This is a genomic window from Diaminobutyricimonas aerilata, from assembly GCF_002797715.1.
GTDB classification, from domain to species: Bacteria; Actinomycetota; Actinomycetes; order Actinomycetales; family Microbacteriaceae; genus Diaminobutyricimonas; species Diaminobutyricimonas aerilata.
On sequence record NZ_PGFF01000001.1, the window covers coordinates 229,342 to 250,514 of the forward strand.

The following is a 21,173-nucleotide window of genomic DNA, read 5'->3' on the forward strand; positions in this document are numbered from 1 at the left end:
ACGGTGGTCGGGTCAGCCCTTGACGGCGCCCGCGAGGAAGCCCTGGGTCACCTGCCGCTGCAGCACGATGAACAGCACGATGACCGGCAGGATCGTGATGAGCGTGCCGGCCGCGAGCGGCCCGATGTCGAGGGAGCGGCCGCCCGTGAACATGTACAGACCGGACGTGAGCGGACGGAAGTCGCCGCCCGGCAGGTACAGCAGCGGGATGAGGAAGTTGTTCCAGTTCCCGAGGAATGTGAACACCGCGAGGGCGCCCATGCCCGAACGTGCCAGCGGCATCATCACCCGCAGGAAGATCTGCAACTCCGACGCGCCGTCGACGCGGGCCGCCTGCTCCAGTTCGACCGGCAGGTCGGAGAAGAACGCCCGCATGAAGAACGTGCCGAAAGACAGTCCGCCCGAAGTGAGCAGCAGCACTGCGCCGAGGAGGGTGTCGAGCAACCCCATGGAGCGCAGCTGGAAGTACAGCGGGATCATGTAGGTGAAGAACGGCACCAACAGGCCGAGGACGACGATGTAGAACAGGATCGTGCGCCCGCGGAACGGCAGCCGGGCGAACGTGTACCCGGCCATGGTCGAGAAGAGCACGACGAACAGGGTGCTCGGCACGGTGAGCAGGATGCTGTTCCAGAGGTAGTCGCTGAAGCGTCCCACCGTCCAGGCGTCCACGATGTTCTGCAGAGAGAACGTCGAGAAGAAACCGAACGGGTTGACCCGCACGTCCTCCGGCGTCTTGAGCGTCGTGGAGATCACGAGCAGCACGGGGAAGAGCGTGAACAGCGCGAGCACGAGCAGCAGCGCGTGCCTGCCGATCTGCGGGCGGGGCCGCCGCATCCCGTCGGAGCGCGCGCCGATGCGGCGCGGTGCCGCGACGCGCGGCGAGTCCACCGTCGTGTGGGTCATCACGCCCCCGTCCCATCGATCGACAGCCGTCGCTGCAGCCGGTTGAGGAACACCGCCACCGGCACCGAGAGCACCGTGATGAGCAGTGCGAGGGTGGTGCCGTAGCCGATCCTGCTGACCTCGAACGCCTGGCTGTAGGCATAGGTGCCGATGGTGTCGGTCGCGTTCGCCGGCCCTCCGCCGGTCATGATGAAGATGATGTCGAAGACGCTGAACCCGCCGACGAGGGTGAGGGTCAGCACCATGAGGAACACCGGCATGATCTGCGGCAGGATGACGTACCACAGCCGCTGAGCCGGGTTCGCGCCGTCGATCTTGGCGGCGTCGACGAGCTCCACGTCGACGTTGCGCAGCGCCGACAGCAGGATCACGATCACGAATCCGGTGGCCGCCCAGATCGCGGTGGCCAATACGGCGAAGAGCGCGAGATCCGGGTCGCCGAGCCAGCCGCGGGTGAGCGCGCCGAGTCCGACCGCCGTGAGCGCCTGGTTGAGCCATCCGCTGACCGGGTCGTAGATCCAGCCCCACACGATGCCGATGGCGACGCCGGGAAGCACGTATGGCAGGAAGAAGACGACCCGGTATCCGGCGCTGCCGGAGCGGGTGGTCCACAGCAGCACCGACACGAGCAGCCCGATCACGAGCGGTGCCGCCGTGCCGATGACGATCCAGATGAGGTTGTTGCCGAGCGCGTGCCACACCTCGGGGTCGAGGAACATCTCCTGGAAGTTCGCGAGACCGACGAAGGCCGGATTCGGGTCGATCCCGTCGAAGTCGACCACCGAGTAGTAGAGCGCGTTGGCCAGGGGGAACACGAAGAACACGACCGTGAGGATCATGACGGGCGCCACGAGCAGCACCCCGAGTCGGGTCTGCGCTCGCCGCGTCACCGGCGGCGAGGGGTTGAGCGACCCGCGCCCACGGCGACCCGGGGAGGGGGTCGCCGCGGCGGCGGTGGGAAGAGCCGCAGTCGTCACGGTCAGTAGTTCTTCTCGAGGTCGGCGGCGACCTGATCGGGCTTCTTCTGCCCGGTCAGCAGGGCCTGGATGCCATCCCACATCGCCTCGTTGAAGGTGTCGGACATGAGCACGTCGACGTTGTATCCGAAGTCCCCGCTGCCGTCGGCGATGGCGCCGGCGTCGGCCAGGATCTGGGTGAACAGCGGCGTCGCTTCGATGTCGCTCGTGTCGACGGGGAACGCGGGGATGCTCTGCTGGTTCTCCACCTGCCACTTGCCGTGCTCGGGGGTGAGGTTCCAGTCGAGGAACTCGATGGCCGCGTCCGCCTTCTGTGTGGACTTCGAGATGAACAGACCCGACCCGAGTCCGCCGCTGAAGATGCCGGGGGAGTCGGCCGCGGGGAACGGGATGTAGCCGACCTCGAAGTCGACGTTCCGCTCGATGTCCTGAGCGAGCCAGCTGCCCGTGGGGTTGATCGCGGCCTTGCCGGAGTAGAAGAGGGCGTTGGCGCTGTCGTAGGTGACCGCCGTGGGGGACGGCGTCAGGAGCTTCTTCGCGTTGTAGTCAGCGAGCACCTCGAGGGCACCGACCACCTCGGGGGAGTCCCAGGACGACTCGCCCGCGATGAGCGCCTCCATGGCGTCGCCGCCGACCTCGCTCGACAGCACCATGCTGAGCAGGTGCCCGCCCTGCCAACCCTCCTTGTCGCTCACTGCGAACGGGATGACGCCGCTGTCGCGGATGGCTTCGGCCGCGGCGGTCAGGTCATCGAGTGTCTCGGGCTGGGCGAGACCCAGCCCCGCGAAGATGTCCTTGTTGTAGAACAGGCCGACGCTCTCGATCTCGTTCGGGATGCCGACGAGCTTGCCGCCGAAAGTGACTCGTTCCTTCGCGAAGTCGTAGATCGGCCAGTCGTTCTCGGAGTAGGCGTCCGTGAGGTCGTAGAGCAGCCCGGCCTCTTCGAGTGCTCCCGCGAAGCCGGGGCCCGTGTCATAGCCGAACACGTCGGGTCCCTCGCCTGACCGCAGCTGTGTCTGCAGCACGGTGCGCATGTTCTCGGAGGGCACCACGTCGAGCTTGACCGTGATGCCGGTCTCCTCCTCGAAGGCAGCGAGGTCCTCTTTCGTCAGGTCGAGGTCCGCCGTGTCTTCGGGTTGACCGATGAGGAACCGGATGGTGTCCGGATCCGAGTCGCCCTGGCCCGGTGCGCCGCCGGTGCATGCCGCGAGAGAGAGGGCGACGAGCGCCGCCGCGCCGAGGGTCGTTGACTTCCGCATGATGACTTCCTTGTCAGCTTTCGGGACCCCGCACCGGTGCGGGGTGGCCCGACTCTACAGCGCTGTAGATCGGCATGTAAAGGATTTCTCTTCAGCGCTGTAGATTGATCGTCGACGGGCGACGGCGACCGGGAGGACGAGCATGATCAGACCGCGTATGGCCGATGTCGCAGCGCGCGCCGGGGTCTCGGAGAAGACGGTCTCGAACCTGCTCAACGGCTATCCCCACATCTCCGAGGCGACCAGGCACAAGGTCGAGTCGGCGATCGCCGAGCTCGGCTATCGACCGAACCTGGGCGCGCGCAACATGGGGCGCGGCCGCACGGGCTTCATCGCCTTCGCGGTGCCGAGCCTCGGCAACCCGCACTTCGCTGAACTCGCCGGACGGGTGATCCACGCAGCCAAGCAGCACCACTGGACGGTGCTGATCGAAGAGACCGGCGGCGAGGAGACCTCTGAGGACGAGCTCGTGCGTGCGCTGCCCTACGTCGTCGACGGCGTCATCCTGCACCCAGAGTCGCTCACGATGACAGACATCGAGGAGCGCGGTCGCGACACCCCCATCGTGCTGCTCGGCGAGCGGGGCCTCGAGCGGGTGGCCGACCGCGTGGTCGCCGACAACATCTCGGCGGCGGCGGAGATGACGGAGCACCTCCTCGACACCGGGCGCCGTCGCATCGCGACGGTGGGCATCCGCGCGGACGCCGAGTTGCAGGCCAGTCGCTTCCGCGACGAAGGTGTGCGGAGGGCGCTCGAGCGCCGCGGTATCGACTACCCGGACGAGCTGCAGATCGAGATCCCCGACTACAGCCGGGCGAGCGGTGCGGCAGCTGCTCGGGCGCTCGCAGACCTCGACCCTCGTCCGGACGCGGTGCTGTGCTTCAACGCCGGAGTGGCGGCGGGGATGCTCAGCGGGCTCCACGAGTTGGACATCCGGGTACCTCGGGATCTCGCTGTGGCGGGTTTCGACGACGTCGATGAAGCCGAATTCATGGCGCCTCCGCTCACGACGATCGCGTGGGACATCGAGGGCATTGCGGAGTCGGCCGTGCGGTTGCTCGCGGAACGCTACGACGATCCGAGTCTGCCGACGCGGGACGTGACCGTGACCCACGCCCTGAGGATCCGGGCGAGTACCGCCGCCTCGCCCGGCTGGGCCTGAGCCCGCCGCGCTGGGCTGGCTACGAGGCCAGCCGCTTCGCGGCGTCGGGGTCGGAAGCCGCCCGTTCCGGCCCGCTGATCTCGGCCCACACGGCGTCGAGCGAGAGGCCGAGCACGTCGGCGATCGCGGCGATGGTCGGGAACGCCGGGGTCGCGATGCGGCCCGTCTCGATCTTGCGCAGGGTCTCGGGCGAGACGTGGGCCGCGAGCGCGGTCTCGAGCATCGGGCGCTCGCCGCGGGCCTGGCGCAGAAGGGCGCCGAGGCGCTGCCCGCGCTCGACCTCGGCGGGGGTGAGGGGCAACCGGACCATGCGCCGATTGTAGTACCGGGATGATATGGCCGGTATAGTTATCGGATGCGACAGCGAGCTGCCCGATGATCGAGATCTTCAGTCCCACCGAACTGCGCCGGGCGCGGGTCACCGGCGCGCTCGTCGGCGACATCCTGCAGACGCTCAAGGAGCGGACCGTCGTCGGCACCAACCTGCTCGAGATCGACCGCTGGACCCGGGAGATGATCGTCGAGGCCGGGGCCGTGTCGTGCTACGTCGACTACGCACCGTCGTTCGGGCGCGGGCCGTTCGGCCACTACATCTGCACGGCCGTCAACGACGCCGTGCTGCACGGCATGCCGCACGACTACGCGCTCGCGGACGGCGACCTGCTGACCCTCGACCTCGCGGTGGAGGTCGACGGGATCGCCGCGGACGCCGCGATCAGCTTCGTGGTGGGCGATGCCCCCTCGCCCGAGAGCGCGGCGCTCATCGAGACGACCGAGCGCGCCCTGCGCGCCGGGATCGCCGCGGCCGTGCCGGGCGGCCGGATCGGCGACATCTCCCACGCGATCGGCTCGGTGCTGAGTGCCGCCGGATATCCGATCAACACCGAGTTCGGCGGACACGGCATCGGGTCGACGATGCACCAGGATCCGCACATCTCGAACACCGGACGCCCCGGTCGTGGCTACCGGCTGCGTCCCGGGCTGCTGCTGGCGCTCGAGCCGTGGGTGATGGCGGACACCGACGAACTCGTCGTCGACGCGGACGGGTGGACCCTGCGCAGCGCGACCGGCTGCCGCACGGCTCACACCGAGCACACCATCGCGATCACCGACGACGGACCCGAGGTCCTCACGCTGCCGCCGCGGGGCTGACGGGGAGCTGACCCGGCCGCCTCCAGTGGCGCTCTCAGCCCTTCGCGAGCGAGCGGATGCGGTCCGCCTCGTCGGCCGGAAGGTGCTCGACGGCCATCTGGACGACCTCGCGAGGCAGGCGCCGTGCCGTGCGATCGAGGAACGGAATGAGGGTGTCGGGCATCCGCTTGCCGATCGTCCGCAGGAGCGTGGCACTCGCCTGCCGCATCCCGGGATGCCGTTCCGGCGCGAGGCGCTCCACGAGCTCGAGCGTCGTCGACGGGTCGCCGGCCTTCACGAACACGCCGGTGGCGAGGAGCGCCAGCATCCGCACCCACACGACGTCGCTCTTCGCGAGCTGGAAGAAGCGGTTGCGCGAGCCCTCCCGGTGCGCGTCGCCCAGGATCGACTCCGCGACCGCGGCGACGAGCTCCTCGTCGTCGACCCTCTCGGCGCGCGCGGCATCGAGGAGTTGTTCGACCACGGCCGACGGGTCCCGGCCGGCTCGGTACTGCTCGACGAGGATCAGCAGGGCGGCGAGGCGGTCGGGGCGATGCTCGCTCCAGAGCAGGGAATCGATCTCGGTGGGCGGCAGGGCGGCGAAGCGGCGGGCGACCCGGCGGATGCTCGCGTCGTCGGTCGCGCGCACGAGCGCGGCGGCGACCTCGTCTGCACCTGCCATCCGTTCAGCCTAAGCAGCGCGATCGTGTGTTCCCCGGCGATACGCTCGGCGTGCAACGCCGCGTGGCCGGTCGGCGTGATCGACAGCAGGAGCCGTCATGTCCGTTCCCTTCACGCACGCGTTCGACTGGGCGCGACGCCACGTCGAGTCGGGCGCGTTGCCGACCGCTGTGCTCGGTGTCGCCACCGCGTCAGGCATCCAGGCGCTCGACGCGTTCGGCACGACCGGCACCCGGCCCGCCCGCACCGACGATCACTACCGTCTGTTCTCCATCACGAAGCCGCTCGTCGGCCTCGCGGCCGCGCGCATGATCGAGGCGGGGCTCGTCACCACCGAGACCCCTCTGCAGGCGGACGTGCCGGAGTTCGGACGCGACCGCGACGACGTGGTGCGGCTGAGGCATCTGGTGAGTCACACGTCGGGTATCGCGGAGCCGCCGATGGACTCACCCGACGGCCTCGAGGCGGGACTCCTCGGCCCGCGCGACTTCGCCGCGGGCAGCGCCTCGCGCTACTCGACCATCGCGTTCGAGGGCATCGCGCGGATGATCCGGGCGCGCACCGGGCGCACTTGGGATGCCGCCGTCGCCGACGCGGTCGGCCCGGTCGGCGCCACCGGACTCACGCTCGACGAAGCCGCGGATCCGCACGACGTTCCGGATGCAGCTGCCGAGGGGCTGGACCTGCAGCGCTTCGCCGCCCTGCGCCATCGGGCGCCGGTCTCCTGGGCCGGGCAGAGGACCTGCTGGCGATCGGTACCGCTCTGCTGCGCGACTCCGGCGACATCGCGCGCCCGGCGACGCTCGCGATGATGCTGCGCCCGCTCACCGGCGACATTCCGCGCCTCGACCCCTACACCGCCGAGCGCGGGCAGGACTGGGGCTTCACGTGGAACCTGCGCACCCGTGCGCCCGGCCTGATCGATCGCGACGTCTACGGGCACCGCGGCTGGTCGGGGGCGGAATTCTGGGTGCACCCCACGGTCGGGATCGCGTTCGTGCTGCTCACCAACCGTGCGGACCGACCGGGCGTAGACCTCGACGAGCTCGACAACGCGGTCGTGTCCGGCGTCTGAAGCGCAGCTCGTGAGGATCCGGCCCCTGCTGTTCGCCGCCGCGGCGCTCGCCACGCGCGCGCACCCGGACGGCGCGGAGGCCGTCGTCGTGCTCGGCTACCGGAACCGTGGGCGACGGGCCAACTACGTGAACCGGTACCGGGTGCGTGCGGGCCTCAGATCTCAGCGCGGCGGCGAGTCGAGTGTGCTCGTGTTGTGCGGTGGCGCCGTCGGCGGCGACGTGGCGGAGGCGGAGCTGATGGCCCGGTATGCGCGCGAGCGGGGCTATCGCGGGCCGCTGCGGCTCGATCGCGAGAGCCGCACGACGTGGGAGAACATCCGCAACGCCATCCCGCTCATCGAACACGCGGATGCCATCAAGATCGTCTCGAACTCGCTGCACGCCGAGAAGGGTCGTCTCTATCTCGCACAGATGCGACCGGATCTCGCCGAGCGGCTGGTGCGCGCCGACGACTACCGCTTCGGCGAGATGTTGCTGCTCAAACCGATCGCGGCGGTCGTCGGATGGAGGCGCCGGCCTCGAGTGGTCCGCACAGCGGCCGCGGCTCAGGCCTCCGCGAGCGCCTCGAACACGACCGTCTCGTCCGCCGGCTGACGGCGACGGCGGCGGGGTCGGCCGGCGACGGCGGCGACTGCGGCGAGCAGCGCAGCGCCGGCGAGCACGAGGAAGCCCATCGTGTACCCGGCCTCGGTGGGCTCGCTGGTGGCGCCGTGCGAGGTGCCGGTCACGATCGCCGTGGTCACGGCGGTGCCGATGGCCGAGCCGATGGTGCGGAAGTTGGCGTTCATCCCGCTCGCGACGCCGGTCTGGTTGAGCGGAACGCTCTGCACCACGATGCTCGCCGTCGCGGCGTTCGCGAGACCGAGGCCGATGCCGAACACGGCCGCCCACAGCGCGAGCTCGAACGCGGTCTCGTGCACCAGCGCGATGGCGGCGGTGGAGGCGGCGACGAGCGCCGCGGCGATCGTGAGCTGCGTGCGCAACCCGATCCACTTCGTGAGCGGGCCGGTGGCCAGGCCCGCGAACGCCATGAGCACGAGCATCGGCAGCATGAGCAGTCCGGACTCCGCGACGGAGGCGCCGAGCCCGTAACCGGTGGAGGTCGGCTCCTGCAGGAAGCGGGCGAAGTACGCCCACACGCCGAACATCGCGGCACCGAGCAGGATGGCGGCGACGTTCGTGTTCCACACGCCCGGAAGGCGCAGCATCCGCATGTCGACGAGGGGCTCGGAGGATCGCAGTTCCACGACGATCCAGCCGGCGAGCGCGAGTGCGGCCACCGCGAAGGAGCCGAGGATGAACGGCGAGGTCCATCCGACACTGCCGGCGAGGCTCAGCGGGAGCAGGGCGGCGACGAGCCAGGTGGAGAGCAGGATAGCGGCCGGCACGTTGATGCGGCCGCTTCCGCGCTCGTCGGCCGCCGGCACGAACCGGCGCACCATGAGGGCGCTGATGAGCACGCCGATGAGCGGCACGAGGAACAGCCCGCGCCAGCCGACGAGGGTCGACAGCGGCCCGGCCAGCGCGGTGCCGATGCCGGCGCCGGATGAGACGATCGCCGAGAGCACGCCGATGCCGGAGCCCACCCGGCCGGCGGGCATGATCTCGCGCACGAGGCCGAAGCCGAGCGGGAAGATGGCGCCACCGACACCCTGCAGCACGCGACCGACGAGCAGCACGGTGAGGTTGGGCGCGAGGGCGGCGACGAGGCTTCCGACGGCGATGGCGCCCAGGGCCAGCAGGAACACGCGGCGGCGTCCGATGAGGTCGCCGACGCGGCCGAGCAGCGGGGTCGCGACGGCGGCGGTGATGAGCCAGGCGGTGAGCGTCCACGCGACGCCGGAGGCGTCGGTGAGCAGGTCGACCTGCACGAGGGGCAGCACCGGCACGAGCAGCGACTGCAGCGTGGCGAACGCGCCGACGCCGATGCCGAGAGCGGCGAGCGCGTGCCCGGAGCGCGGCGCGCGCTCGATCCGTACGGCTCCCGCGGGCGAGTCGGAGGTGAGGGTGGTGGTCATGGGGTTCCTTTCGGAGCGCCCGCACCGTCGAGGGCTATGATCAGGAGGCAGCCTCCGCTCGGAGGCGCCCTCCGGTACGTTAGCGGAGGCGGCCTCCGTTTCGCAAGGAGCGATCGTGTCGATCGTCGATATCCCCGACTGGGTGGGAGTGCGGCGACCGCAACGCGCGGATGCGCGGCGCAACTTCGACGCGCTGCTGGCTGCCGCACGCGCGGCCTTCGCGGAGCGCGGTCTGCAGGCCTCCCTCGAAGACATCGCGCGCGATGCCGGCGTCGGAATCGGCACCCTGTACCGCAACTTCGCGAGCCGCGACGCCCTGGCCGAGGCGGTGTACGTGCAGGAGGTCGAGTCGTTGATCGCCGCTGCGCAGGCCACCCATGACCAGGAGCCGTGGGCGGCATTCGCGACCTTCCTCGACCGCTATGTCGAATACGTCGGCACGAAACGCGCCCTGCTCGAGGGCCTCAACCGCGGGTCACCCGCTCTGCTGGCCTGCAAGGGCGCGATGATGCAGGCGGGCGCCCCGGTGCTCGAACGCGCGCAGGCCGCCGGCGTCGTGCGCGACGACATCGTCGTCGAAGACGTGCTGCGCATGATCTCGGGAATCACGAGCGTGCAGTTCCCGGATGCCGCGCAGCGCGACAAGGTGCTCGGCATCGCGATCGACGGCTTGCGCGTCCGCTGACCGTCCGCCGCCCGCCGAGTGCTCAGTCGGAGCTGCCGGCACCGAGCTCGTCGGCCGTACCGGTCACCCGAATGCGTCCCGCGCTCGGGATCGTGACGGAGATCAGCGAGGGGCGGCCGACTTCGCTGCCCTGCTCCACGGTGATCTCCGCATCCGAGGCGACGTGGCCGCCGTGGCGCAGGTACGCGCCCAGTCCCGCCGCCGCCGATCCCGTGGCCGGATCCTCCCTGATGCCGCCGCGCGGGAAGGGGTTCCGGCTGAAGAACCGGTGCTCCGAGACGCGGTGCACGACCGGCACCGTCCCATCCCAGCCCTGCCGATTCTGCAGCGTGAGCACAGCGTCCGCGTCGTGGTCGAGTCGGGCAAGTGCGTCAGCGCGCACCGGCACGAGCGGATGCGGGTTGCCGCCCCGGATGAACGCGGGCGGCAACGCGGGATCGAGGTCCGCCTCCGTCAGCCGTAGCGCCTCGAGCAGCTCGCTCAGCGTCGAAGGATCGAGCGGCTCGACCGCCGTCTCGACGGCGGTCAGCGTCGCCCGCTCGGGCGTGACCTCCACGGGTACCTCGCCCGCGTTCGTGCGCAGCTCGATCACCGGACCCGCGCCCTGCCGCGCCAAGGCGACACCCGACGCGATGGTCGCGTGACCGCAGAAGGCGATCTCGGCGCGAGGGGTGAAGTAGCGGATGCGTGCCGAACGGTCGGTGATCTCGGTGAGGAACGCGGTCTCACTGAACCCCAGATCGGCCGCGATGCTCAGCATGTCGTTCTCCGACAGCCGCTCCGCGTCCAGAACCACCCCAGCCGGGTTCCCGGAATCCGGCCCGCCGTCCGGGGTGGTGAACGCCCGGTACTTCAGAGTCCTCGCCGCAGCCGTACTTCCCATACCGCAGGTGTACCGGCAGCCCGGCCCGCGAGACGAGATCCAATGCGCACCCGGTGGATGCGGCGACGGAGGCGTGCGGGGCGATGCGCCGCCCGGTCTATCCGTCGAGAGCAAAGGTCTCCCGATGCTCGCCTTGCTCGTACCAGACGAACTCGATTTCGCTCAGTACTTCCGAGGCAGACCGAAGCGGTGAGTCGGTCACGGTTCGATGCAACTCGGACCAGCGGTCGTCTGGCATGTCACCGCAGTAGGCGACCGACATGTGGAAGATCCAGTCATCGACCGGGAGCTCGCCGACGCGCGCGAAGTCGGTGCGCTCGAGTGCATGCGTGAGGGACGCGTAGGCGTCCACAAGCGAGGGTGATCGCGCCAAGCGGAGGATGGCCACTCGGAAGGGCGGTGGGAACCCGTCCAACGTGTCGACGTTCATGGTCACGGGAGTCTGCTCGGCAGCCCAATCCGCGATGAAGTTCTTGAGCGATTCCACCCGGCGCGGCTCGTGAAAGCCGCGGAGAGTCACATGGCCGGCGTGAGGATGCGTCGCGCCGGTGGGCAGCAACGGCGCAACCGCCCGACGAGCGGCTTCGTAGGCGCGCAGCACTCCATCAATCGGACGGAACACGACATATTGCTGGCCCTCAAGGGCGGCGAGCTGTGCCGGGTCGGTCATGAACGGTCGCGGCATCCGTCTTCCCTCGCTCTGTCGTGTGGTCGAACGCTAGTGGTTGGCGCGTCTCACGCGGCGGGTGTTACGCCGACCGAGCCGCGGTGTCCGGGGTTCCCTACCCGCCTGCGAGATGTGGGAGTACGTTGCCGTCATGGAAGGTGGCCGTGTCCGGTGGGGGTGGGTGGCGGCGGCCGCGTGCGTCCTCATCGCGGCCCTCTTCTACATCGGTACCGCGCAGAGCGGAACGTGCCAGCACTACGCGATGGAAGCCGGCGGCGGGGGCCGTTGCGAGACGGCTGCTTCGGTCGCGCAGGTGTGGGTCGCGGTGGTCGCCGCGGGCGCCTTCGTCACGTACGCGATGTTCCGGGCACTGCGCTCGCGTCGGTGATCCGCCAGACAGGTGGCGCCGAGCGGGGTCAACCGCATTCGGGTCGCCGCCGGTCCCTACGCTGGCGTGATGGGGTTGCTCGCGGCGCTCGGCCGGTTCAACGCGGCGCATCCGTGGTCGCACAACGACGCCTACGCGGGCTTCGTGCTCCGGCACGCGAGAGCGGTGCGCCGGGGTGGGGGTGACACGGCGGTCGACGTCGGATGCGGCACCGGCAACATGGTCGAGCGGCTCGCGCGGGTCTTCCCCCGAGTGATCGGCATCGAACCGGATGCTCCGACGGCTGCCATCGCCGCGCGCCGGTTCCGCGGGTCGCCTGTCGTCGAGATCGAGCATCGCGCCTTTGGAGCGGAACCGCGGCGCGGCTGCGACTTCATCGTGTTCGTCGCCTCGCTGCACCACATGCCGCTCGAACCGTCGCTCATCGCCGCCCGCGACGCGTTGCGGCCCGGCGGCAGGATCGTCATCGTCGGGGTCGCTCGAGAATCCCGCGGCGACACCGTTCGGTCGCTCGTCTCGCTCGCGCTGAATCCGCTCGTCGGACTCGTCCGCCATCCGGCGCGTGTCGAGCATCCGCCGCCTCACATGCTCGCGCCGGCCGTCGACGCCGTCGAGTCGTTCGAGGAGATCCGGGCCGTCGCGGAGAGGGTGCTGCCGGGCATCCGGATGCCCCGTCGGCTCTTCTGGCGCTACACGGCGTCGTGGGTGGCGCCCGCGCGCTGAGCGGCTGGCGCGGCTTCGACCTCCGGGTGCGGTACCGTTTCGGCCCTCGCTCGCCGGTGCCGCCGCTCGATCGCCTGACCGGCGTAGCTGGCGGCGATGATCAGCAGCGCACCGCAGATTCCCACCGGCCCGATCGCCTCGCCGGCGATGACCACTCCGACGAGCAGCGCCCACACCGGTTCCGTACCCATCAGGATGCTCGCGCGCGAAGCTGACGTGCGGCGCACGGCCCAGAGCTGCACCACGAACGCGAAGACCGAACACAGCAGACCGAGGAAGAGCACGTCCATCCACCCGCGCGCATCGAGCCGCATCACGGCGACGGGCAGGTCGGACCCGGCGATGACGGTGAACGAGACGGCGCAGACGATCATCTGCACGAGCACGACACCGAGCGAACCGTCGCTGCGTCCTCGCGTGAGGTGTCCGCTCGCCGTCACGTGGAAGGCGCGCACCACCGCCGCCGCGATCACGAGACCATCGCCCGGCGTCGGGGTTCGGAAGTCGCCCTCGGAGACCAGCAGTGCGACGCCGACGACCGCCGCGACGGCGGCGATGAAGTACGACCGGGGCAGCCAGGAGCGGGATGCGAGACCCTCGAGCACCGGCGTCATCACGAGAGCAAGGCTGATCAGCAGACCCGCGTTGGTCGCGGAAGTCAGGTGCACGCCCCACGTCTCGAGCCCGATGACGGCGGCCTGAGTGCAGCCGAGGCAGGCGGCGATCACCAGGCCGCGTCCTCGGGGGAGGCGCTCCTTGCGAGCGAGGCACAGGATGGCCGTGGCCGCCGCTGCGACGAGGAATCGAAGCGCGACCGCCGACGGCACACCCGTGTCGGCGGCGAGGTCCTTCGCGGCCAGGAAGCTCGCGCCCCACACCGCCGCGACGCCGAGCAGGAGAAGGTCGACGAGCGGTTCGGATCGGGTGCGCGGGGCCATGCCGCTACTGTCGGTGCAAGCGATGCTGAAGAGCAACAGCCATCGTCTTGATCGACACATTAGGAAGCACTTATGGATCCGGCTCGACTGCGTCTGCTGCGCGAGCTCGGTGATCGCGGCAGTGTCGCCGCGGTCGCCGCGGCGATGCACGTGAGCGCGTCGGCGGTGTCGCAGCAGCTCGCCGCTCTGCAGGCCGGTATCCCTGTGCCGCTCACCGTGCGGCGCGGGCGCCGGCTCGTGCTCACGGAGGCGGGCGAGGCACTCGCCGTAGCCGGCGCGCGAGTGGAGCAAGCGCTCGCCGAGGCGCGGGATGCGGTCGGGTCCTTCCTCGAGTTCGAGCAGCGCGCGGTCAGCGTCTCCGCCTTCCACAGCGCGGGCCTCGCCCTCTTCGCGCCGTTGCTCACCGAGCTCCGTGGGCGCCCGCAGGTGTCCCTCGTCGATGCGGATGTGGCACAGAGCCGGTTCGCCGGCCTCACCGCCGACTACGACCTCGTCATCGCCCACCGGCTCGCGCACGATCCGGAATGGCCCGTCGCCCGTCTGGCCGTGACTCCGCTGCTCGTCGAACCGCTCGATATCGCCCTGCACGACGCGCATCCGCTCGCCGCACAGTCGAGCATCACGCCGGAACAACTGCGCAACGAGCGGTGGATCTCCACGCATGAGGGGTTCCCGCTCGCCGGTGTGCTCGCGCACCTGGGGGCCTTGAGCGGCAGCGCCCCGCGTGTCGATCACTACATCAACGAGTTCTCCGTCGCCGCGCAGGTGGTGCGCACGGGCGCTGCGATCGCGGTCATGCCCCGCACCACGGCGGCGCCCCTCGCCGTCGACGGAATGGTGTTGCGGCCGGTCGCCGGCGCAACGCTGGCCCGCCATGTCGACGTGCTCGCGCGTCCGGATGCCCTCGCGCACACGCCCGTGCGCACGGTGCTCGCCGCGCTGCAGCGAGTCGCGGCCACCGCCGCGCAGCGCTCGAGCCAGGGCACGCTCGGCTGAACCGCCGGGCGGCGCGCGTCTCCCGCTCAGCCGACCGCGACACCGGGCAGGCCCTCGGCTCTCGTAGGGGTCGAACGCCTCCTGGCGCCCGGGTGCCTCCTCTGGCGCCGATTTCCGGATGCATGGACCGCTGGAATGCCGGTTGCTTCGAAATCGAAGCAGTGCTACGGTCATCTCAGTGCTTCGAACTCGAAGCAATAACGAGAGGATCAGGATCATGAAGGCAGTGCGTTTCCACGAAGTCGGCGGCCCCGAGGTGCTCCGGTACGAAGAGATCGAGCGGCCCACACCGGCGGCCGGCGAGGTGCTGGTGCGCGTCGCCGCGTCCGCATACAGCGCGGCCGACAACGGCATGCGGGCGGGGTTCCTGCCCATCCCGATCGTGTTGCCGCACGTCCCCGGGTACGACGTCTCCGGCACGGTCGAGACCCTCGGTGACGGCGTGACCGGGCTCAGCGTCGGCGACCCGGTGATCGGCTTCCTGCCGATGGAGCGCGACGGCGGCGCCGCGGAGTACGTGATCGCGCCGGCGGAGGCCCTCGTGCCGGCGCCGACGAGCATCCCGCTCGCCGACGCGGCAGCCCTGCCGTCGGTGGCTCTGACCGCGTGGCAGGCGCTGTTCGACGAGGGCGCTCTCGAAGCGGGACGGCGTGTGCTGATCGTCGGTGCCGGCGGGGTGGTTGGCAAGTACGCGATCCAGCTCGCCAAGCGAGCCGGCATCCACGTCATCGCCACCGCGAGCCCGCGCAGCATCGAGGATGTCCGCGCCGCGGGCGCGGACGAGATCATCGATCACACGGTCACGGACCTCCTCGACGCGGTCGGCGATCGAGTCGACGTGCTGATCAACCTCGCGCCGATCGACCCGGAGCAGTTCGCTGCCTACGTCGCCCTCGTGCGCGATGGTGGCGCCGTGGTGAGCACCACGGCGTTCATGGCCACGCCCGGCGACGACAGTCGCGGCGTCCGCGCTGTGACCGTCTTCGTCCGCCCCAACCGGGATCGCCTTCGCGAGCTGGTGTCGCTCGTCGATGCCGGCGCGCTGCGCGTCGAGGTCACCCGCCGCATCCCGCTCAGTGAGCTGCAGTCCCTCCATGCGGAGGGCGCGGCCGGCCGGATCGCCGGAAAGGTCATCGTCATCCCGGCCCGATGATCGCGCTCCGCTCGAGCGGTTCCCGTTGCCGACGGAGTCGAAGAGACGAGAGAGGCTCCCGGTGGCGACACCCGGGGGCCTTTCTCGTGCGCGGCCGCGGACCCACCCAACGCGTCCGCCCGTGGACTCACTCCGTGCGGGCAGCCCTCGCGCGTTCCTTGACGGCGGTGATGACATCCGTCTTCGCGTCCGCGTAGTCGTTCATGTCGTCCCACCGCCGGGTGAGCAACGACCGTTTGGTGCGCTCGTAGAGGGCGCAGTCGTCGGCATCTCGGCGCAGGTGATCGCGCAAGAGGAGGTACTCGTCGATCGCCGCGGCGCCGCGTTCGTAGAGATGCACGTGGACGTCGCGAGCCGGGGTGCGCACGAGCCGGTGCCCCGGCTCGCGCACGCGCAGTTCGTATCCGACGGCGATGAGCGGCTCGAGGTAGTCCTCCTCCGCCGTGATGTCATCGACCGCGACGACGATGTCGACGATGGGCTTCGCCGCGAGTCCGGGAACGGAGGTGGATCCGATGTGCTCGATCTCCACGACCGACGGGGCGAGGGCCTCCCGGATGCGGTTCCGATGCTCGACGAAGACGTCCGGCCAGCGGGGGTCGTAGTCGTGCAGGGTGATCTCGAGTGCCTCGGGCCCGCCGACGATCTCGACGGTCGTCACATCCGGTCGACGTCGATGGCCGCTGTTGCTACTCACCTCGACATCATCCCCGAGAAACCGAGATCCGCCCGTCAGTCCACCGCCGCGATGTTGGGCACCACCTGGTCGCGATACTCGTCGGGGACGATCTCGTACTTCTGGCCTGACAACGCCTTCACGGCGATCCCACCGCCCAATCCGCCGCACGCACTCGCGTCGTAGTCGGTGTCGCCGTAGTCGACGAGGATGCAGATCGAGTCCATGTCAACACCGCGGGACAGCCAGATCCGGTTCCCGTCATGTTCCCCCGCGAAGCGGGCCGTGCCCGCCTTCAAGTAGGTGCCCTCTTGCTCGAGGAACACCGCGGGGAGCGCGTCGTCATCCGTCGCCGCGCGATCCAGCACCCGAAAACCCGAGCCACCGAGGGGCGCGCACCCCGCCGTCACCAACAGCAGGAACCCTGCGACCGCCACCCCAACGCCTCTACGCATATCGACATCGTCTCAGTTATTAGGACGGCTGGCCAGAGGCGCTCCCGTCCGGCGTTGACGGCGTGTGCGCGGATCCGGCGTCGCTCGCTCAGGGCCGACTCGACCTCCGCTGGATCGGCGCCGTCGGCACGCCGATGCCGCGCGCGACACTGGCCGGTGACTCGTCTGGATCCGTTATGAGCGATCGCGAGAGGCAGTCGACTCAAGCTTTCGAGCATTGCGGATGCTGGCGACGCCGCCGCCGATGAACACCACTCCCATCAATGACTGGATGGCAGGCAGAACTCGCGCCGCCTCTCCGCCGATGACGAGAAGTACTACGGCGCCGGCGATGAGGACGACACCGAACACCAGCTGCACCGGCCCGACCACGCGCAGCAGCCGAGCGGACCGCCGAGCCTGAACCTCCGGATCCCACGCCATACGTCATGGTGCCTCAAGTTCGGGGTGCCGCGCCCTGCGTTATCCCCGGCCCATTACCTGTTGGTGAAAAGGCACTCGGTCCTGCGCGCGCTCCTTCATCGACATGCGAGAGCCCGTTCAGGTCATCTCGGAACTGAGGCCGGTCGGTATCGGAGGGCGACCACTCCCGACCGGAACTCCTGGCGGCCGACGAGCTCGAGCTGAATGCGATCGCGCAGACCGGCGAGGAGTGTCGGTCCATGCCCGGCGAGCACCGGGTGCACGAGGAACTCGTATTCGTCGATCAGTCCCAGATCCGCCAGTGCCGAGGGAAGCGTCACGCCTCCGACCCAGAGGCCCTCGCCTGGCTGCTGCTTCAGGCGCTGGACCGCTGAACCCACATCGCCCTGCACCAGCTCGGCGTTCCAGTCGACCGCGCCGAGCGTGCTCGAGACGACGTACTTCTTCGCCCCGTCGATGGCCTCGGCGAACGGCATCTCCGACTGTCGCATCCAGTCGGGCCACTCGCCCGTGGACGGCCTCCGCCACGCCGATTCCATCATCTGATACGTCACGCGGCCGAACAGGAGGGCATCGGCCTGCTCCATCTGACCGGTCCAGTAGCGCATCGATTCCTCGTCCGGGGGTAAGCCGGCCTCGTGCGAGGCTGACCCGTCGAGCGTGATGTTGATCGAGTATCTGAGGGGTCTCACTTCGGTGCTCTCCTTCGATGCTCCGCAGTCCACCGGGCCATGCGCCGCCGACGTCACTTCATGTATACGTCGTCCACATTATCGGTCGCAGTGTGTTTTGCCACCTGGTCGAGGGCGGGGCGCGCGGCATCGGTGCCGACTGGCGATCGTGCCGATCGGGGGCGCCGTTCACGACGGACGGGCTCCGGCCGTGAGAGAGAGGCCCCTTGACGCGGCACTTGCATTTTGCAAGTGTTAGCCGCATGAGCCTTTTCATCACCTGCCCGGTCGAGAGCGTCGAGCGCGCGACCGCCTTCTACACCGCCCTCGGTTGGACCCTCAACACCGAGATGTCGGATCACAACGTTTCGTGTTTCGCGATCGCGCCCGAGCAGTACCTCATGCTCGGCAGCCGCGAGATGTACGCGAGCGTCGGCGGCTCCGAGGACCTGGTCGGCGGACCCGACACCCCCTCGAAGGTCACGGTCTCGTTCGATCTCGGCAGCCGTGAGGCGGTCGATGAGCTCGTCGAGCGCGCCGGCGCCGCCGGCGGGCGGATCGGTGATATCGACGACTACCCGTTCATGTACCAGCGCCAGTTCGACGACCCCGACGGCTACCACTACTCGCCGTTCTGGATGAAGCCCGAGGCCGACAAGACCGCGTGAGCGACCTCGCCGCAGCACTCGACGTCGTCGGCGCCCGGTGGGCCCTGCTGATCGTGGAGCGGCTGCTCGACGGGCCGCAGCGCTACGGCGACCTGCAACGCGAGCTCGGAGTGCCCACGAACATCCTCGCGACCCGCTTGCGCGAACTCGAAGCGGCGGGCGTGCTCGCGCGACTGCCGCTTCGACACAACACCCGGGCCTACGCGCTGACCGATCGCGGGCTCGCCCTGCGCGAGGCGATCGTGGCGCTCGGGCGCTGGGGCGCCGAAGGAGCCGACTCGAGCCGGGCACCGACCGCGTCGCCGCAGTCGTAGGGGAATCGGGCCGAGCTCCACGTTGGCCCTACATGCCGCGCTTGGCCATCCAGCGATAGACGAAGAAGGCGACGATCCCTAGCGCGATGAGTCCGATACCGAGGAACACGAACAACGGGCTGCCCGCGTCTGAATCGGGATCGACCACGGCCCTGACGGTCCAGAAGGTGCCCAGCGCGATCGAGATCCAGGGGAGAACGAGCCGGAGGGGCCCGTACCGCCACTTGTATCTCCGCGCCGGCTGGTCGCGGTCGTCGACCTCTGCTCGATCCACCGGCTCAGTCCCTCCTGCTGCCGGCCCGCCGGTCCTTGCGGAACCAGATGGCGCCGTATGTCGCGCAGCACGCGCCCACGATCATCAAGAGAGCTGTGAGCAGCCACGCGGGGAGCCCCAGGCGCGTGCTGTCCCACGGGTCGCGGAGAACGAACGGGAGGTATACGAGCGCGAACGTGATTAGACCTAGCCCGGCCCACATGATGGTTCTCGGATTGCCGGGTCGCTTTTTGAACACGTCTCACCCTATTGCTCGACTCACCCAGTTGGCTCGGCGTTCCGCAGATGTTCGTCTGACTTCCCGTCGGGTCCTGCCATCCGGAGGGATCCTTGACTCATGTCGAAGGGGTGGTGGCTCGCGATCGCCGCATTCGGGTCCGTAAGCCTGTTGATCGGCGCGGTCACGGTCTTCACCTGGATGGTCGACGAGACGCACTTCGACCGACCGGATGAGCGCTTCGACCGACTCACGGCCCAGGTGGCAGAGGTGCCCGGCGTCACTGTGGATGCATCGGAGCGATGGGTTGAAGCGCCCATCTTCTTCGAGCCGAACGCCCGCATCGAACTCAGTGTCGAGGAGGCGAGTCTCCCCGCCTTGCTCGACGCCGCATGCACATCCCCGTACCGCGACAGCGTCAGCTGGTCTCTGCGCGTGCGGACCGAGGGGGCGAACGTCGTCGCAGTGCACAGCGACCCGGAGGATCCACACGGGGCGCGTGGTGAGCGCTGCCCCGACTTCGGCCTCGACGTCACCGGTCTCATCGCGCACGTCGACCGCGCCGTACCCGGACTCGACCTGCGAGCGACCGTGTGGGGGAGGGACACGCTCGCACTGGGCACGGCCGAGGATGTTCCCGACCCCCTTCATGACCTGTTGCCGCTGGTCGCCCACGCGGAGGACCTCCGCGATGCGGCAGGGCTCCATCCCGACCGACTCGTCGAGATCAATGCCGCCGATCTCATCCTCGTCATCCGACCCGGCGAGCAGGAGCGGTATCTCGAGCTGCTCACCCGACTCGTGGAGGAGCACGGCGTGTCGAGCTACTGGGCCGACGGCGGCGGCACGCCGTCCGACGGGGTCGAGAAGGTGCAGATCGTGGCGCCCGATCAGGAGCACGACGAGATCGAGGATGCCCTCCGCGCGTCCGATCTGCACGTTGCGGATCTGCCGGTTCGTTTCATCCCCGATAATCCCTGATCGCATCCACTCGGGCTCCCGCGTGCGGTGATGCCCTGAGGGCATCGATCGGACGAAAGAGGTGTTGGACGAGGTCGAGCGGGTGCGGGAACGTCGCTGGTATGACAGTGAACTCCACCACCCACATCGTGCTCCTCGGAGCAACCAGCGGCATCGGACTCGCCACGGCGCGTGCCGCCGCTCTAGCCGGCGCTCGAGTCACGATCGGCTCACGGCGCGCGAGTTCGGTCACGCGCGCGCTGGCCGAACTCCCGGACGGAGTTCGCGGGAGCGCCGTGGATGCGTCCTCGACCGAGAATCTCGCCCGCTTCTTCGACGCCGCGGGGGAGTTCGACCACTTCGCCTACACCGCCGCGGAGCCTCTCGTGGGCGCTCCGCTGGCCGATTACACCGTCGACGCGGCGACGGCGTTCCTCGGCCTGCGGCTGGTGCACGCTCTCGATGCCGTCCGGCTCGCTGTGCCGCATGTGAAGCGCGGGGGCTCCGTCACACTTACCAGTGGCACGGCGGCATTCAAAGGCGGCGTCGGGTGGACTCTCGGCGCCGCGGCGTCCGGTGCCATGATCTCGGTCGTGCGCTCGCTCGCGGTGGAGCTCGCACCGATCCGGGTGAACGCCGTGGCGCCCGGGGTGGTGCGTTCACCGCTCTGGGACGGGATGGGTGAAGCGGAGCGTGAGGACATGTATCGCAGCACCGGAGAGAGCGTCCCGCTGGGGCGCGTCGCCGAGGTCGGTGACGTGGCGAAGGCGTACCTCGCCCTCATGGACCAGGACTATGTCACCGGCGCCGTGTCCGTCGTCGACGGCGGCACGCTCGTCGCCTGAGCTCCAAGCGCCGGACGGATGACTCCG

25 protein-coding genes and 1 pseudogene are annotated in these 21,173 nt (G+C 69.6%); 13 read left to right on the plus strand and 13 right to left on the minus strand.

Annotated features, from left to right (window positions below; translation table 11 throughout):
• Nucleotides 1–12 precede the first annotated feature (12 nt).
• From CLV46_RS01140 to CLV46_RS01150, 3 genes are read right to left on the minus strand one after another with little or no spacing between them, the layout of a single operon-like run.
• Nucleotides 13–906 (minus strand): carbohydrate ABC transporter permease, encoded by an 894-nt coding sequence (locus CLV46_RS01140; protein WP_100363097.1) that lies wholly within the window; start codon nt 904–906, stop codon nt 13–15.
• Nucleotides 906–1,883: a carbohydrate ABC transporter permease gene (locus CLV46_RS01145; RefSeq protein WP_157802181.1), complete on the minus strand. Its 978-nt coding sequence runs from the start codon at nt 1,881–1,883 to the stop codon at nt 906–908. The genes CLV46_RS01140 and CLV46_RS01145 overlap by 1 nt, the downstream gene beginning before the upstream one ends.
• Nucleotides 1,884–1,885: 2 nt before the next feature.
• Complete coding sequence (locus CLV46_RS01150; protein ID WP_100363099.1) at nt 1,886–3,142, minus strand: ABC transporter substrate-binding protein; 1,257 nt, start codon at nt 3,140–3,142, stop codon at nt 1,886–1,888.
• 142 nt (nt 3,143–3,284) lie between these two features.
• Between CLV46_RS01150 and CLV46_RS01155 the strand changes: the two genes are divergently transcribed.
• Nucleotides 3,285–4,304, plus strand: coding sequence for a LacI family DNA-binding transcriptional regulator (locus CLV46_RS01155; RefSeq protein WP_100363100.1), 1,020 nt, complete (start codon nt 3,285–3,287; stop codon nt 4,302–4,304).
• A gap of 19 nt (nt 4,305–4,323) precedes the next feature.
• On the opposite strand, the gene CLV46_RS01160 is transcribed toward CLV46_RS01155, so the two are convergent.
• On the minus strand, nt 4,324–4,614 hold the full coding sequence (locus CLV46_RS01160; RefSeq protein WP_100363101.1) for a helix-turn-helix domain-containing protein: 291 nt from the start codon (nt 4,612–4,614) through the stop codon (nt 4,324–4,326).
• Nucleotides 4,615–4,679: 65 nt separating this feature from the next.
• Here CLV46_RS01160 and map point away from each other — a divergent pair, with 65 nt between their 5' ends.
• On the plus strand, nt 4,680–5,456 hold the full coding sequence (gene map, locus CLV46_RS01165) for a type I methionyl aminopeptidase (RefSeq protein WP_100363102.1): 777 nt from the start codon (nt 4,680–4,682) through the stop codon (nt 5,454–5,456).
• 34 nt (nt 5,457–5,490) lie between these two features.
• On the opposite strand, the gene CLV46_RS01170 is transcribed toward map, so the two are convergent.
• Complete coding sequence (locus CLV46_RS01170) at nt 5,491–6,117, minus strand: DNA alkylation repair protein (protein WP_100363103.1); 627 nt, start codon at nt 6,115–6,117, stop codon at nt 5,491–5,493.
• A 97-nt stretch (nt 6,118–6,214) separates the two neighbouring features.
• On the opposite strand from CLV46_RS01170, the pseudogene CLV46_RS01175 reads away from it, so the two are divergent.
• Both CLV46_RS01175 and CLV46_RS01180 read left to right on the plus strand, forming a co-directional pair.
• Nucleotides 6,215–7,191: pseudogene (locus tag CLV46_RS01175) on the plus strand (serine hydrolase domain-containing protein).
• 10 nt (nt 7,192–7,201) lie between these two features.
• On the plus strand, nt 7,202–7,786 hold the full coding sequence (locus tag CLV46_RS01180; protein WP_211282118.1) for a YdcF family protein: 585 nt from the start codon (nt 7,202–7,204) through the stop codon (nt 7,784–7,786).
• Here the strand turns inward: CLV46_RS01180 and CLV46_RS01185 are convergent.
• Nucleotides 7,738–9,210: an MFS transporter gene (locus CLV46_RS01185; protein ID WP_100363104.1), complete on the minus strand. Its 1,473-nt coding sequence runs from the start codon at nt 9,208–9,210 to the stop codon at nt 7,738–7,740. The two genes, CLV46_RS01180 and CLV46_RS01185, sit on opposite strands and share 49 nt — an antisense overlap.
• A gap of 115 nt (nt 9,211–9,325) precedes the next feature.
• On the opposite strand from CLV46_RS01185, the gene CLV46_RS01190 reads away from it, so the two are divergent.
• Nucleotides 9,326–9,895, plus strand: a complete 570-nt coding sequence (locus CLV46_RS01190; RefSeq protein ID WP_245866415.1) for a TetR/AcrR family transcriptional regulator — start codon at nt 9,326–9,328, stop codon at nt 9,893–9,895.
• Between the two features lie 22 nt (nt 9,896–9,917).
• On the opposite strand, the gene CLV46_RS01195 is transcribed toward CLV46_RS01190, so the two are convergent.
• Nucleotides 9,918–10,778, minus strand: coding sequence for a PhzF family phenazine biosynthesis protein (locus tag CLV46_RS01195; RefSeq protein ID WP_100363105.1), 861 nt, complete (start codon nt 10,776–10,778; stop codon nt 9,918–9,920).
• Between the two features lie 97 nt (nt 10,779–10,875).
• Complete coding sequence (locus CLV46_RS01200) at nt 10,876–11,463, minus strand: 2'-5' RNA ligase family protein (protein WP_100363106.1); 588 nt, start codon at nt 11,461–11,463, stop codon at nt 10,876–10,878.
• Between the two features lie 133 nt (nt 11,464–11,596).
• On the opposite strand from CLV46_RS01200, the gene CLV46_RS01205 reads away from it, so the two are divergent.
• Both CLV46_RS01205 and CLV46_RS01210 read left to right on the plus strand, forming a co-directional pair.
• Nucleotides 11,597–11,833, plus strand: coding sequence for a hypothetical protein (locus CLV46_RS01205; RefSeq protein WP_157802182.1), 237 nt, complete (start codon nt 11,597–11,599; stop codon nt 11,831–11,833).
• Between the two features lie 69 nt (nt 11,834–11,902).
• Nucleotides 11,903–12,556 carry a class I SAM-dependent methyltransferase gene (locus CLV46_RS01210; RefSeq protein WP_100365814.1) on the plus strand — a complete coding sequence of 218 codons (654 nt, stop codon included), beginning with the start codon at nt 11,903–11,905 and terminating at the stop codon, nt 12,554–12,556.
• On the opposite strand, the gene CLV46_RS01215 is transcribed toward CLV46_RS01210, so the two are convergent.
• A complete protein-coding gene (locus CLV46_RS01215) occupies nt 12,523–13,494 on the minus strand; it encodes a DMT family transporter (protein WP_100363108.1) in 972 nt (323 codons plus the stop codon). The two genes, CLV46_RS01210 and CLV46_RS01215, sit on opposite strands and share 34 nt — an antisense overlap.
• Nucleotides 13,495–13,566: 72 nt before the next feature.
• Between CLV46_RS01215 and CLV46_RS01220 the strand changes: the two genes are divergently transcribed.
• Both CLV46_RS01220 and CLV46_RS01225 read left to right on the plus strand, forming a co-directional pair.
• A complete protein-coding gene (locus tag CLV46_RS01220; RefSeq protein ID WP_100363109.1) occupies nt 13,567–14,490 on the plus strand; it encodes a LysR family transcriptional regulator in 924 nt (307 codons plus the stop codon).
• 217 nt (nt 14,491–14,707) lie between these two features.
• Entirely contained in the window at nt 14,708–15,643 is a 936-nt protein-coding gene (locus CLV46_RS01225; protein WP_100363110.1) for an NADP-dependent oxidoreductase, read from the plus strand.
• A 127-nt stretch (nt 15,644–15,770) separates the two neighbouring features.
• Here CLV46_RS01225 and CLV46_RS01230 read toward each other — a convergent pair whose 3' ends face one another.
• The 3 genes from CLV46_RS01230 to CLV46_RS01245 all read right to left on the minus strand — a co-directional run bounded on the left by CLV46_RS01230 (nt 15,771) and on the right by CLV46_RS01245 (nt 17,889).
• Complete coding sequence (locus tag CLV46_RS01230; protein WP_100363111.1) at nt 15,771–16,340, minus strand: GrpB family protein; 570 nt, start codon at nt 16,338–16,340, stop codon at nt 15,771–15,773.
• A gap of 35 nt (nt 16,341–16,375) precedes the next feature.
• Nucleotides 16,376–16,756, minus strand: coding sequence for a hypothetical protein (locus tag CLV46_RS01235; RefSeq protein WP_100363112.1), 381 nt, complete (start codon nt 16,754–16,756; stop codon nt 16,376–16,378).
• Between the two features lie 563 nt (nt 16,757–17,319).
• The gene (locus CLV46_RS01245; protein WP_100363114.1) at nt 17,320–17,889 is read right to left on the minus strand and encodes a dihydrofolate reductase family protein; all 570 of its coding nucleotides are present in this window, start codon (nt 17,887–17,889) and stop codon (nt 17,320–17,322) included.
• A 242-nt stretch (nt 17,890–18,131) separates the two neighbouring features.
• On the opposite strand from CLV46_RS01245, the gene CLV46_RS01250 reads away from it, so the two are divergent.
• Nucleotides 18,132–18,536 (plus strand): VOC family protein, encoded by a 405-nt coding sequence (locus CLV46_RS01250; protein WP_100363115.1) that lies wholly within the window; start codon nt 18,132–18,134, stop codon nt 18,534–18,536.
• Entirely contained in the window at nt 18,533–18,850 is a 318-nt protein-coding gene (locus CLV46_RS01255; RefSeq protein ID WP_100363116.1) for a winged helix-turn-helix transcriptional regulator, read from the plus strand. Before CLV46_RS01250 ends, CLV46_RS01255 begins: the two co-directional genes overlap by 4 nt.
• Before the next feature lie 28 nt (nt 18,851–18,878).
• Here the strand turns inward: CLV46_RS01255 and CLV46_RS01260 are convergent, their stop codons facing one another.
• Entirely contained in the window at nt 18,879–19,124 is a 246-nt protein-coding gene (locus CLV46_RS01260) for a hypothetical protein (RefSeq protein WP_100363117.1), read from the minus strand.
• A gap of 337 nt (nt 19,125–19,461) precedes the next feature.
• On the opposite strand from CLV46_RS01260, the gene CLV46_RS01270 reads away from it, so the two are divergent.
• Nucleotides 19,462–20,322, plus strand: a complete 861-nt coding sequence (locus CLV46_RS01270) for a hypothetical protein (protein ID WP_100363119.1) — start codon at nt 19,462–19,464, stop codon at nt 20,320–20,322.
• A 101-nt stretch (nt 20,323–20,423) separates the two neighbouring features.
• On the plus strand, nt 20,424–21,146 hold the full coding sequence (locus CLV46_RS01275; RefSeq protein WP_100363120.1) for an SDR family oxidoreductase: 723 nt from the start codon (nt 20,424–20,426) through the stop codon (nt 21,144–21,146).
• Nucleotides 21,147–21,173: the final 27 nt, after the last annotated feature.

What these genes read in the sequence shown, in the direction of transcription:
- CLV46_RS01215 (WP_100363108.1), bottom strand. Translation starts at nt 13,494, where the DNA reads ATGGCCCCGCGCACCCGATCCGAACCGCTCGTCGACCTTCTCCTGCTC.
- CLV46_RS01210 (WP_100365814.1), top strand. Translation starts at nt 11,903, where the DNA reads ATGGGGTTGCTCGCGGCGCTCGGCCGGTTCAACGCGGCGCATCCGTGG.
- CLV46_RS01140 (WP_100363097.1), bottom strand. Translation starts at nt 906, where the DNA reads ATGACCCACACGACGGTGGACTCGCCGCGCGTCGCGGCACCGCGCCGC.
- CLV46_RS01150 (WP_100363099.1), bottom strand. Translation starts at nt 3,142, where the DNA reads ATGCGGAAGTCAACGACCCTCGGCGCGGCGGCGCTCGTCGCCCTCTCT.
- CLV46_RS01200 (WP_100363106.1), bottom strand. Translation starts at nt 11,463, where the DNA reads ATGCCGCGACCGTTCATGACCGACCCGGCACAGCTCGCCGCCCTTGAG.
- CLV46_RS01185 (WP_100363104.1), bottom strand. Translation starts at nt 9,210, where the DNA reads ATGACCACCACCCTCACCTCCGACTCGCCCGCGGGAGCCGTACGGATC.
- map (WP_100363102.1), top strand. Translation starts at nt 4,680, where the DNA reads ATGATCGAGATCTTCAGTCCCACCGAACTGCGCCGGGCGCGGGTCACC.
- CLV46_RS01205 (WP_157802182.1), top strand. Translation starts at nt 11,597, where the DNA reads ATGGAAGGTGGCCGTGTCCGGTGGGGGTGGGTGGCGGCGGCCGCGTGC.
- CLV46_RS01160 (WP_100363101.1), bottom strand. Translation starts at nt 4,614, where the DNA reads ATGGTCCGGTTGCCCCTCACCCCCGCCGAGGTCGAGCGCGGGCAGCGC.
- CLV46_RS01220 (WP_100363109.1), top strand. Translation starts at nt 13,567, where the DNA reads ATGGATCCGGCTCGACTGCGTCTGCTGCGCGAGCTCGGTGATCGCGGC.
- CLV46_RS01250 (WP_100363115.1), top strand. Translation starts at nt 18,132, where the DNA reads ATGAGCCTTTTCATCACCTGCCCGGTCGAGAGCGTCGAGCGCGCGACC.
- CLV46_RS01275 (WP_100363120.1), top strand. Translation starts at nt 20,424, where the DNA reads ATGACAGTGAACTCCACCACCCACATCGTGCTCCTCGGAGCAACCAGC.
- CLV46_RS01270 (WP_100363119.1), top strand. Translation starts at nt 19,462, where the DNA reads ATGTCGAAGGGGTGGTGGCTCGCGATCGCCGCATTCGGGTCCGTAAGC.
- CLV46_RS01195 (WP_100363105.1), bottom strand. Translation starts at nt 10,778, where the DNA reads ATGGGAAGTACGGCTGCGGCGAGGACTCTGAAGTACCGGGCGTTCACC.
- CLV46_RS01155 (WP_100363100.1), top strand. Translation starts at nt 3,285, where the DNA reads ATGATCAGACCGCGTATGGCCGATGTCGCAGCGCGCGCCGGGGTCTCG.
- CLV46_RS01170 (WP_100363103.1), bottom strand. Translation starts at nt 6,117, where the DNA reads ATGGCAGGTGCAGACGAGGTCGCCGCCGCGCTCGTGCGCGCGACCGAC.
- CLV46_RS01225 (WP_100363110.1), top strand. Translation starts at nt 14,708, where the DNA reads ATGAAGGCAGTGCGTTTCCACGAAGTCGGCGGCCCCGAGGTGCTCCGG.